Origin of the sequence: Bacillus sp. DX3.1 (assembly GCF_030292155.1) — a bacterium.
In the GTDB taxonomy this organism is placed as follows: domain Bacteria; phylum Bacillota; class Bacilli; order Bacillales; family Bacillaceae_G; genus Bacillus_A.
Genome location: NZ_CP128153.1, coordinates 312,501 through 325,000, shown reverse-complemented (window position 1 = coordinate 325,000; position 12,500 = coordinate 312,501). Strand labels below are relative to the sequence as shown.

General features: G+C 37.9%; 8 protein-coding genes, 3 rRNA genes and 1 pseudogene (2 of these 12 cut by a window edge). 9 read left to right on the top strand and 3 right to left on the bottom strand.

Translation table 11 applies throughout. The features are described 5' to 3' along the window. A 16S ribosomal RNA gene (locus QRE67_RS01725) occupies positions 1-354 on the bottom strand (it extends 1,198 nt beyond the left edge of the window). An 833-nt stretch (positions 355-1,187) separates the two neighbouring features. Here QRE67_RS01725 and QRE67_RS01720 point away from each other — a divergent pair. The 9 genes and pseudogenes from QRE67_RS01720 (at position 1,188) to QRE67_RS01680 (ending at position 10,665) form a co-directional block, all read left to right on the top strand. Next, entirely contained in the window at positions 1,188-1,901 is a 714-nt protein-coding gene (locus tag QRE67_RS01720; protein WP_286123258.1) for a response regulator transcription factor, read from the top strand. Next, positions 1,891-2,919, top strand: a complete 1,029-nt coding sequence (locus QRE67_RS01715) for a sensor histidine kinase (RefSeq protein WP_286123257.1) — start codon at positions 1,891-1,893, stop codon at positions 2,917-2,919. Before QRE67_RS01720 ends, QRE67_RS01715 begins: the two co-directional genes overlap by 11 nt. Before the next feature lie 78 nt (positions 2,920-2,997). Continuing rightward, positions 2,998-3,918, top strand: a complete 921-nt coding sequence (locus QRE67_RS01710; RefSeq protein WP_286123256.1) for an ABC transporter ATP-binding protein — start codon at positions 2,998-3,000, stop codon at positions 3,916-3,918. Beyond that, complete coding sequence (locus QRE67_RS01705) at positions 3,911-4,648, top strand: ABC transporter permease (protein WP_286123255.1); 738 nt, start codon at positions 3,911-3,913, stop codon at positions 4,646-4,648. The genes QRE67_RS01710 and QRE67_RS01705 overlap by 8 nt, the downstream gene beginning before the upstream one ends. Positions 4,649-4,717: 69 nt before the next feature. Beyond that, complete coding sequence (gene bacA, locus QRE67_RS01700) at positions 4,718-5,515, top strand: undecaprenyl-diphosphate phosphatase (protein ID WP_286123254.1); 798 nt, start codon at positions 4,718-4,720, stop codon at positions 5,513-5,515. A 954-nt stretch (positions 5,516-6,469) separates the two neighbouring features. After that, entirely contained in the window at positions 6,470-7,861 is a 1,392-nt protein-coding gene (locus QRE67_RS01695; protein ID WP_286123253.1) for an alanine/glycine:cation symporter family protein, read from the top strand. A 30-nt stretch (positions 7,862-7,891) separates the two neighbouring features. Beyond that, a complete protein-coding gene (locus QRE67_RS01690) occupies positions 7,892-9,586 on the top strand; it encodes a M20/M25/M40 family metallo-hydrolase (protein WP_286123252.1) in 1,695 nt (564 codons plus the stop codon). 65 nt (positions 9,587-9,651) lie between these two features. Next, positions 9,652-10,098 (top strand): annotated as a pseudogene (locus QRE67_RS01685) (ASCH domain-containing protein). Between the two features lie 102 nt (positions 10,099-10,200). Then, entirely contained in the window at positions 10,201-10,665 is a 465-nt protein-coding gene (locus QRE67_RS01680; RefSeq protein ID WP_286123251.1) for an aminoacyl-tRNA deacylase, read from the top strand. 54 nt (positions 10,666-10,719) lie between these two features. On the opposite strand, the gene rrf is transcribed toward QRE67_RS01680, so the two are convergent. Further along, positions 10,720-10,835 (bottom strand): 5S ribosomal RNA (gene rrf, locus QRE67_RS01675). A 101-nt stretch (positions 10,836-10,936) separates the two neighbouring features. Beyond that, positions 10,937-12,500 (bottom strand): 23S ribosomal RNA (locus tag QRE67_RS01670) (it continues 1,358 nt past the right edge of the window).

Sequence of the window (12,500 nt, the reverse complement as noted above, 5' to 3'; positions counted from 1 at the left end):
CGTAGGAGTCTGGGCCGTGTCTCAGTCCCAGTGTGGCCGATCACCCTCTCAGGTCGGCTACGCATCGTTGCCTTGGTGAGCCGTTACCTCACCAACTAGCTAATGCGACGCAGGTCCATCTACAAGTGACAGCCGAAGCCGCCTTTCAATTTCGCACCATGCAGTGCAAAATGTTATCCGGTATTAGCCCCGGTTTCCCGGAGTTATCCCAGTCTTGTAGGCAGGTTACCCACGTGTTACTCACCCGTCCGCCGCTAACTTCATAAGAGCAAGCTCTTAATCCATTCGCTCGACTTGCATGTATTAGGCACGCCGCCAGCGTTCATCCTGAGCCAGGATCAAACTCTCCAATAAAGTTAGTTTGTCTAGCATCATAAAAATAAAAATTGACGTTGCACGTTGTTTGTTTCGTTCAGTTTTCAAAGAACTTGTTTGCCGCTCATTTGCGACTTCCTTATGTTAACATTTTCATGTTTCAATGTCAACTAAGTTTTTTATTTCGTTTACCTCTTACCGCTTTCTGCTCTGTTGCATCAGCGACCCGTATAATACTACACCTCTATACACTAATAGTCAACACCTTTTTTAGATGTTTTTATATTACTCTTCATTTAATGTTCTTCTCCTTTTCATCTATCAATCTATTAGATTTATACTTTAATGAGATTCCTATATAAATCCATTTTGATTTTTCGACATATAAGCTGCGGCTATGGATAACAAAAGGTGACCTGCACTCGTTTTCTCTCTTTGTTTTCACTTAGCATGGGACAGGAAAAGGATCTGACCGCTTCTATGCATGGCCGGATGCTCTCTACCACCTAAAAAGAAGGATTTTATGTCGGTATTTTAATTTGTATTTATATATATAACCGTAATGTTTTACGAAATTTACTTACACTGATTATTTCGTATATCCAATAACTCCTCTCATTCGTATTAATAATCTTACTTATATCGATACAGAATGTTGAAATATCCTTATTTTAACAAACGATAGTATATAATTAGATATATCTTATATTTCGCTTGAGCGATACATACAAGATGATATTTATGTATCCCACTATTCGCGGGCAGTAAGACCCCAGTTCAAAATTCTAAGGGATTTAAAGCTACCTGTAAAAGTCCAATTTGGGGGAACTCATGATCAGCCTTTATACAAATTAGAAGAAGCAGGTGAAAACATGGAAGATATTCGCGTACTTATAGCCGATGATGAAAAAGAAATACGAGATTTGTTAAAAAAATATATAGAAAGAGAATTATACACAGTAGATGTAGCAGTAAATGGCGAAGAAGCTCTTCGCTTATTTGAGCAAAATAAATATAACCTCATCATATTAGATCTTATGATGCCTAAAGTTGATGGTATCGAAGTATGTAGAAGACTTAGAAACAAAACAAATATCCCGATATTAATGCTCACTGCTAAAGATCATGAAGTAGATAAAATTTTAGGGCTGAGCATAGGTGCGGATGATTACATTACAAAGCCTTTTAGTATCAATGAAGTAGTCGCTAGAATAAAAGCTCTTATGAGGCGCTTTTTAGTATTAGGAAGTAACGCTAACACGCAAGAAGAAACAATCCTAACATTTAAAGGGCTAACAATTGATTTAAAAAAGTACACAGTTAACGTAGATGGAAACGAAATATCTTTAACCGGGAAAGAACTTGAACTACTAAAGTTTTTCACTTCACAGCCTGAACAAGTTTTTACGAAAACGCAACTATTCCGCAATGTTTGGGACAGTAACTATATAGAAGATGACAATACCGTTATGGTACATATTAGAAAGCTTAGAAAGAAAATAGAAGTTGATCCCTCAAATCCTAAATTTATTCAAACTGTATGGGGAATTGGTTATAAATTTGTAGGTGAAAAAGATGAAGAATGATAAAGTTCTGTATCTTCTTCTATTACAGCTTTTAGCCATCATGTTACTTCTATTTATAGATATGAGTAACAATCAATTAAACACAAGAAGATTAGCCTTATTTATTGTACTCTTCATTATAACAATCAGTCTTTTCTTTATAAGACTTCATTTTATCGAAAGCCGAAAATCCATGGTTGCCGGATTACGACGTGCTATCAAAGGAAATACACACGCAAGACTCTATACAAATAACGATCATTCATTGGATGAAGTGGTCTTTTCTGCAAATGAATTAATAACCGCGCTAGAAAAAGTGCAAATTGAAGCTGTAAAATCTCAAAAGGCTAGAAAGCAACTCTTATCTAGTATTTCGCATGATATTCGGACACCCCTTACTTCTATCATTGGCTATGTCGATGCTTTAAAAGATGATATTGCTGCTTCAGAAGAAGAGAAACAAGAATATCTTGAAATTATTTCAAAGAAATCAAGCAGCCTAAAACAACTAGTTGATGAAATATTTAATATGGCGAAGCTAGATGCAGATGAATTTCCATTGAAGGAAGAGCCTCTCAATTTTGCTGAGGTCGCTAGAGAATCTTTAATTGCGTTTTTACCTGAACTCTCAAAACATGATATAGAATTACAAGTTCATATTCCAGATGTACCTTGCCCAATTACAGCCGATTCCCTTAGTCTTTCGCGAGTTATAGGGAATATCATAAAAAACGCCATACATTATGGAAAATCCGGAAAAGTATTAGGAATAGAGCTAACAGAAACAGCCAATGAATATCAGTTACTTATTTGGGATCAAGGACCTGGAATTTCAACAGATGATCTTGAGAACGTATTTGAGAGAATGTACCGAAGTGATCAATCAAGGAATCCTTCGCATGGTGGTAGTGGTCTAGGACTCGCTATTGCTAAAGCTCTCGTAGAAAAAAACGGTGGACAAATATGGGTAGAGAGTATTCCGTGGAAAAAAACTACCTTTGGCTTTTCTCTCCCAAAACAATCCATTTTTAAGAAATAGTTAAGAAATGATTAAGCAGCAGTTAAGTCCTCCTTTTTATCATGTAATTAAGAGCTTATAGAAAGTAGGTGTTTCAAAATGAGTACAGTAATAAAAACAACAAACCTGACTAAAATTTATGGCAAGCAAAAATCGGTAGATAATCTAAATATAAATGTAAATCAAGGAGAGATTTACGGCTTCATCGGACGAAATGGTGCAGGTAAAACGACTACAATTCGAATGCTACTAGGATTAATAAAACCTACAAGTGGAAAAATCGAAATATTCGGAGAGGATTTATTTAAGAACCAAAAAGAAATTTTAAGAAGAATTGGTTCTATCGTTGAAGTGCCAGGGTTTTATGAGAACCTTACCGCAAAGGAAAATTTATTAATTAACGCTAAAATCATTGGGGTTCATAAAAAAAATGCGATTGAAGAGGCATTAGAAATTGTAGGGCTAGAGCGTGTAACGAAAAAGCTAGTAGGAAAATACTCTTTAGGGATGAAACAGCGATTAGGAATAGCGAGAACTCTACTCCATTATCCAGAACTATTAATACTAGATGAACCGACAAACGGTTTAGATCCAATTGGGATTAAAGAAATGCGAAAACTTATTAAATCTTTAGCACAAGAAAGGAACATAACGATATTAATTTCCAGCCATATTTTAGCTGAGGTCGAACAGCTAGTAGATCATATGGGGATTATTCATGAAGGGAAGTTATTAGAAGAGACTTCTCTTGATACACTTCGAAAAACAAATCGCAAATACTTAGAATTCCAAGTAAATGACGATAATAAGGCTGCGATGCTGTTAGAGAAACAATTTCATATTTCAGATTATGAGGTTCATGATGAAGGAAACATTCGTGTCTATTCCCATTTTGGACAACAAGGACAGATTAATAAAACGTTTGTCCAAAATGATATTGAAGTATTAAAGATTATGATGAGCGAAGACAGATTAGAAGATTACTTCACCAAATTGGTTGGGGGTGGGACAATTGGTTAATCTACTATATACAGAACTATTAAAATTGAAACGTTCTAACATGTTCTTAATTAGTATTATTGGAGCGGCGGTAGCACCGTTTATGATAGTTTTGGCCTTTTATATAGAAATGAAAACAAAACCATCTGCTCCACCTGCGAGTTTCGATGCCCTTTTTTTTAATGCTAATATGTATACTGTTTTATTTATGGGAGTCCTTCTATACGGAGTCGTTACCGCTTATCTCTTTAATCGGGAATACACAGAAGATACATTAAAAAATCTATTAACCATTCCTGTATCACGTTTTAACTTTATTATGAGTAAATTCATCCTTCTATTTATTTGGATTATGATATTGACTATAGTTTCATGGGGACTAACTTTACTATTAGGGATATTAGGAGGTTTTCCTGGCTTAAGTAGCCTATTACTCTTCCAATTTTTGATAAAATTTTTGATGGGCGGTGGATTCCTTTTTATCTTATCCCCTCCTATTGTACTGCTAACTCTTGTAATGAAAACTTATGTTCCGCCTATTATATTAACAATTGTTATAGCGATGGTAAATGTTATGACTGCAAGTTCAGAACACAGAGATTTATTTCCTTGGGCAGCGATAATCGATATAGTAAATAACGAACTGCAACCGACATATCCTCCAGAATATTCTTATATCGCCATTGCCGCTACAGCTATTATCAGCTTTCTCGCAACAATATTCTATTTTAAAAAGGTTGATATTCATTAATTTATAAAGATGCCGAAATATACTCTATGTCTATCTACAACATTTTCATTTAAATATAGGAGTGAAATTATGAGCGATACAATTATTGCCTTTATACTTGGCATCATCGAAGGATTAGCAGAATTTTTACCCATCTCCTCTACCGGTCATCTTATATTAGCCGGTCACTTGTTAGGCTTTGAAGGAGAAAGAGCAAAAACATTTGAGATTGTGATACAGCTAGGTGCTATTCTAGCTATTGCAGTTTTATATCACAAACGCCTTGTTTCTTTATTTAATATAAAACCGCTTCTACAGAAAGAAAAGAAATTTAATGCATTACATGTAATACTAGGTGTATTCCCAGCTGTAATTGCTGGCTTACTATTACATGATGTGATCAAAACATACTTATTCCAGCCACATACTGTCGTTATTGGACTTGTAGCAGGAGCTATTCTTATGATTTTTGCAGAAGTTAAAAAACCTGAAGCTACCTCTTATTCATTAGACGATTTAACATATCGTCAAGCATTAACAATTGGATTATTTCAATGTTTAGCAGTATATCCTGGCTTCTCAAGAGCTGGCTCCACAATGTCTGGAGGATTGTTAGCAAAAGTGAATTATAAAGCTGCATCAGAATTTTCTTTTCTTATTGCTCTTCCCGTCATGGTTGGAGCAACAGGTCTAGATTTATTAAAAAGTTGGGAATATTTAAGTGTAGATGATATTCCAATGTTTGCAGTAGGATTTATTACTTCTTTTGTAGTAGCAATGCTAGCGGTAGTAACTTTTTTAAAGCTGCTTGCAAAAATAGGTTTAAAACCATTTGCCTATTACCGCATTTTGTTAGCCCTTTTGTTCACTATCTTCGTACTGCTCTAACCATAAAAACCGATATTCCTATAAGAATATCGGTTTTTTATTTATTATATATAAATCCATTTTGATTTTTCGACATATAAGCCGCGGCTATGGATAACAAAAGGTGACCTGCACTCATTTTCTCTCTTTGTTTTCACTATGTCTGAGCAGGAAAAGGATCTGACCGCTTCTATGCATAGCCGGATGCTCTCTTCCACCTAAAAAGAAGGGTTTTATGTCGGTTTTTTAATTTGTATTTATATAGCTCCTAAATAAACCCCAAAAATTATATGTAATAAAAAGCCACAAAGACAACATTCTTATCACTTTTAAGCTACTTTTCAATATATTAATAGTTAAAAATAGATTGACACGAACATTCTAAATATTCTTTAATATTAATAAAGACATACATTTTCATAGCTCAACCCATATAAAGTGAAACTTTGATCAGTGGGGTTTTCTTCATCCCCCACTGATCATTAGCCCTCACGAATCGGGCTTTTACGGGCAGTTTATCCCCCACCTAACTTCTTTACTTTTTGCTGAACTTTGAGGTGGGGGTATTACTGCCCGTTAATGCGGGATAAATCCATTTTGATTTTTCGACATATAAGACGCGGCTATGGATAACAAAAGGTGACCTGCACTCATTTTCTCTCTTTGTTTTCACTGTGTCTGGGCAGGAAAAGGATCTGACCGCTTCTATGTATGGCCAAATACTCTCTCCCACCTAAAAGGACGGGTTTTATGTCGGTTTTTTAATTTGTATTTATACAGTACCACCTCAACTAGAATCTTCCCCCTGTAAACATTTATATTATTTAACTTCTAATGATTGATACACTTCACTGTTCAGTAGCAATTCATCTTTTTTATTCCTAAAAACTTAATAAATAAACATCCAAATTTTGAAAGGAGCTTCACGACAGCTATGGCACTTCTACTTCATTCACATATACTAGGAGGTAAACAATGGAGAAATTTTCGCAATTTATTTCACAGATTACAGAATTTATTTGGGGACTTCCCATGATGTTTTTATTACTTGGAGGAGGCGTTTATTTAACATTTCGATTAGGATTTTTTCAATTCCGATACTTTCCTCATATTATTAAAGAAACTTTTGGGAAAATCTTCGCTAAAAGCAACGCCCCAGGTACTGTTACACCCTTTCAAGCAACAGCTTCTGCTTTAGCTTCTACAATGGGAGCAGCCAACATCGTTGGTGTTCCCGTAGCAATTGCACTTGGCGGCCCTGGAGCTATTTTTTGGATGTGGATTGTTGCCTTAATTGGCATGGCTACGAAATACTCTGAAGTAGTATTAGGCATTCATTACCGTCAGAAAAATGAACAAGGCGAATGGGTTGGTGGACCTATGTATTATATCGAAAAAGGTCTTGGCTGGAAAAAGGTTGCTTCTTTCTTTGCCTTTGCATTAATGATTGAAATTGTCGCAAGTACGATGGTTCAATCTAATTCCATCGCCACGACAATAAAAGGTTCTTTTGGCATTTCGCCAACTATAACAGGTATCGCAATTGTCATTCTTGTCAGTCTTGTTACATATGGCGGAATTAAAACCATTGGGAAAGTTTCAGAGCGCCTTATCCCACTGATGGTTGTCTTATATTTACTTTGCTCATTTATTATTTTAGCTTTTAATTTTTCAGAAATCCCTGCCGCTTTCTCATTAATTTTCAAACATGCTCTTACTCCCCTCTCTGCAGCTGGTGGATTTGCTGGCGCTGGAGTTGCTGCTGCCATTCGCTGGGGACTAGCACGTGGCTTATATTCAAACGAAGCTGGGATGGGAACTGCTCCAATTGCCCATGCTGCCGCTATGAATGATCATCCAGCAAAACAAGGATTTTGGGGAATCTTTGAGGTAATTGTAGATACGTTAATCGTTTGTACAATCACTGCTCTTACAGTCCTAACTTCAGGGGCTTGGAAAACAATTGAAGCAAATGAAGCACCTACAATGGTTGCTGCTGCAATGAAACCTGTATTTGGTACATCTTTATCTGGAGTTATCGTTTCAACAACTCTTTTCTTATTCGTTATTACTACTGTTGTCGTGATTGTATTCTATGGGGAAAAACAAGCTGAGTACTTATTCGGCTCTACTTTCTCTAAGTTTATGAGATTTGTATACATTGGAGCAATTATGATTGGAGCTATTGGAGGACTCAAGTTTATATGGCAATTTTTAGATTTAATGCTAGCTTGCGTTGTCATTCCGAATATAATTGCTGTGTTCTTCCTTAGCGGGAAGGTCCGCTCTATTACAAATGATTACTTTTCGAACTTTAAATCTTCAAAAGAAGAAAAAGAAAATAAAAAATCTACTACGGCAATGTAACAAACTGACAAATCAAGGAGGTATTATCCTATGTACCAACAACTACACTCATTATCTCTAGAAAAACAAGTCGAAACCCTAACAGAGCATTTAGTTTCTTTTAATAGTATTAATGGTACTACTGGTGAGGTACGTATTATAGATGAGCTATATCACATTTTAAAAAGCTTCCCTTATTTTCAAGAGCATCCTGAACATATATGGATTCAAAATGCGCCAAATGATCCAATTGGCCGGAAAAACGTATTTGCATTCGTAGAAGGAAAAACAGATTCCACTTCTACTATTATTTATCATTCCCATTTAGACACAGTTGGAATTGAAGATTTTGGACGATTAAAAGAGCACGCTTTCTCTTCAGAAGCACTGGAAAAGTATTTTCAAACGTATGAGGGAAATTCCGATGTCCAGTCTGATGCACAATCTGGGGATTGGATGTTTGGCCGTGGCTCTGTTGATATGAAAAGCGGGGCTGCTGTTCATATTGCTAACATTTTATATTTCTCACAGCACACGGATTTATTAGAAGGAAACCTCCTTTTACTTTTCAATGGTGATGAAGAAGGTGAACACCGCGGAATTACAGCAGCTTTATCTGAACTTGAAAGACTCCAACAAGAAAAACAATTACAATATCGTTTAGCAATTAATAATGATTTTATAACACCTCTATATGACGGAGATAGTCAACGCTACATTTATACAGGAACTGCCGGAAAACTTCTACCTTGTTTCTATATTTATGGGAGAGAAGTACATGTGGGTGATACCTTATCAGGAATTGATCCAAACTTTATTGCAGCTCAAATTACACGTAGACTACACAATAACTATAAACTAACTGAATTTATCCCTGATGAGCTTGTTCTGCCTCCAACATGTTTATATCAGCGTGATAACAAAAATAGCTATACGGTACAAACAGCAACAAGCAGTCAACTATACTTCAATTACTTTATTTATGAATCTACACCTGAAGAGGTTCTTGAGCAGCTATTAGAAGAAACAAGACAAGTGTGCCAAGAAGCCGAGGAGTATTTAAAAGAGCAATTTCATCGTTATTTACTCGTGACAGGCCTTCCATCACGTAACCTTTCATGGGAGATTGCTGTGACAAGTTACGGCGATTATATAGAAGAATTACAACAACGTGGCATAGATACAGAAAAAACAATTCAAAGCATACTAGAACAAAGTAATAGGAGTGATTTACGGGAACTTTGCTTTGAAGTTGTTGCCGCTCTTCAAGAAATGGATCCTGAGAAAAAAGCACGCGTCATTTTATTTTTCGCACCACCATTTTTACCACATAACTATTTAAAGCAAACAAGTGAACAAAATCGTCAATTACAAAGTAGTATTCAAAATGTATTACAAAACATGCAAGATAAAACAGGTGAACAATTTGTCCTAAAAAAATTCTTCCCTTATTTGGCTGATGGCAGTTTCTTATCCATTCATGAAACAGATGATGAATTAAAACCATTATTACAGAACTTTCCTAAGTGGGAGCAATTATATCCACTTCCATACGAAACAATCCGTAAATTAAACATCCCTTCTATTAATATGGGTGTATATGGAAAAGACGGACATAAGTGGACAGAGCGTGTGTATAAACCATATTCATTTGGCGTATTACCTTTGCTTATTCGTAAAACAACAATACAACTTTTTAATGACTTTAAAGAAAATTCAAAACGTCAAACAGTCCATCATTCATGAATAGAACCTTATATTTAGACATTGCACATTTAACTTGACACTGAAGAAGTGAGTTGATTATACAAATGAATGAATTAGCATAAAAGTATTGGGATGAATATTGGAAAGAACGCGAAAAACCTAAATCCGTTAGCGCCTGGCAGTTTGGCGCCTCTCCTGACTATCTTGCTCAGTTAGTAATCGATGGTGTAAAAACAGCAACATGCTCTGATCATATTTTTTATGAATTAGAAAATGAACCACTTCCAACAACAGATGACTATAGTATTATCTTAGATAGTAATGACGAACCCGTAGCCATTATTAAAACCGTTGAAGTAACTGTAACACCAATGAATGAAGTACCTGAAGAATTTGCTATTGCAGAAGGAGAAGGCGATCGAACCTATCGCTACTGGAAGGATGCTCATGTAAATTTCTTTACAAAAGAATTAAATGAAATTAGACGTGAATTTTCTGAAGACATGTTACTCGTTTGTGAACGTTTTAAATTGATTGATGTAAAAAAATAAGATACATCTGCCGATATTCGACACACAAGCTCATCATCTATGAATGAAGAAATAGCATAGATGATGGGCTCATTTTATTATCTCTGACGAAGGAGCACATACATGAAAATTTATGAAGAAAAATGTAAAAGATACTTAGATTCACAAAACATTCATGCAGAGCATCTCACTTTCTCACAAACTTGTCATTCCGTAGAAGATGCTGCTAAAGCAACCAATACCTCTCCAGAACAATTTGTAAAAAATATTTGTATGATCGATCAAAACAACAACTTCATTCTCGCTGTAGTGAAAGGTGAAGACAGAGCTAGTACTACCAGAGTAGGCAAGGCATTAAACATTGAGAGACCAAGATTAGCTACTGAACAAGAAGTATTCAAATACACGGGTTATCTAACTGGCGGAGTCCCTTCCTTTGGTTATGATGCCAAGTTTTTAATTGATCCAAAAGTAATGGAGCTAGATTATATTTTTACTGGTGGAGGTTCTCCACACTCTTTAGTAAAAATAAAAAGTGAAGATGTCCTAAAAATGAATGAAGGGCAAGTTACACGTATACGAAAATAAGAATTATATTATCAAACACACAAAAAAACCTAAGTCGAATCGACTTAGGTTTTTGCTTGGCGACGTCCTACTCTCACAGGGACAAGGTCCCAACTACCATCGGCGCTAGAGAGCTTAACTTCCGTGTTCGGTATGGGAACGGGTGTGACCTCTCTGCCATCATTACCAGACTATATTCATTTGAGACAATCATTATTATACCTGATTGATTTAAAAAGTCAACAAGTTTTTTTATATTCTCTCAAAACTAGATAACATTGCTTCATATTATATGGTTAAGTCCTCGATCTATTAGTATTCGTCAGCTCCACATGTCACCATGCTTCCACCTCGAACCTATCAACCTGATCATCTTTCAGGGATCTTACTAGCTTACGCTATGGGAAATCTCATCTTGAGGGGGGCTTCATGCTTAGATGCTTTCAGCACTTATCCCTTCCGCACATAGCTACCCAGCTATGCCCTTGGCAGAACAACTGGTACACCAGCGGTGCGTCCATCCCGGTCCTCTCGTACTAAGGACAGCTCCTCTCAAATTTCCTGCGCCCACGACGGATAGGGACCGAACTGTCTCACGACGTTCTGAACCCAGCTCGCGTACCGCTTTAATGGGCGAACAGCCCAACCCTTGGGACCGACTACAGCCCCAGGATGCGATGAGCCGACATCGAGGTGCCAAACCTCCCCGTCGATGTGGACTCTTGGGGGAGATAAGCCTGTTATCCCCGGGGTAGCTTTTATCCGTTGAGCGATGGCCCTTCCATGCGGAACCACCGGATCACTAAGCCCGACTTTCGTCCCTGCTCGACTTGTAGGTCTCGCAGTCAAGCTCCCTTATGCCTTTGCACTCTACGAATGATTTCCAACCATTCTGAGGGAACCTTTGGGCGCCTCCGTTACACTTTAGGAGGCGACCGCCCCAGTCAAACTGCCCACCTGACACTGTCTCCCGGGTCGATGAGACCCGTAGGTTAGAATTTCAATACAGTCAGGGCGGTATCCCACCAGCGCCTCCACCGAAGCTAGCGCTCCGGTTTCAATGGCTCCCGCCTATCCTGTACAAACTGTACCAAAATTCAATATCAGGCTACAGTAAAGCTCCACGGGGTCTTTCCGTCCTGTCGCGGGTAACCTGCATCTTCACAGGTACTATAATTTCACCGAGTCTCTGGTTGAGACAGTGCCCAAATCGTTACACCTTTCGTGCGGGTCGGAACTTACCCGACAAGGAATTTCGCTACCTTAGGACCGTTATAGTTACGGCCGCCGTTTACTGGGGCTTCAGTTCAGAGCTTCGCTTGCGCTAACCCCTCTCCTTAACCTTCCAGCACCGGGCAGGTGTCAGCCCCTATACTTCGCCTTACGGCTTCGCAGAGACCTGTGTTTTTGCTAAACAGTCGCTTGGGCCTATTCACTGCGGCTTTCCGTTAAGAAAGCACCCCTTCTCCCGAAGTTACGGGGTCATTTTGCCGAGTTCCTTAACCAGAGTTCTCTCGCACACCTTAGGATTCTCTCCTCGCCTACCTGTGTCGGTTTGCGGTACAGGCACCTTTTATCTCGCTAGAAGCTTTTCTTGGCAGCGGGGAATCAAAGACTTCGCTCCATAAGGAGCTTCCCCATCACAGCTCAGCCTTCACGATAAGCGGATTTGCCTACTTATCAGCCTAACTGCTTGGACGTGCACAACCAATCGCACGCTTCTTCTATCCTTCTGCGTCCCTCCATTGCTCAAACGATAAAGAGGTGGTACAGGAATATCAACCTGTTGTCCATCGCCTACGCCTGTCGGCCTCGGCTTAGGTCCTGACTAACCCTGAGCGGACGAGCCTTCCTCA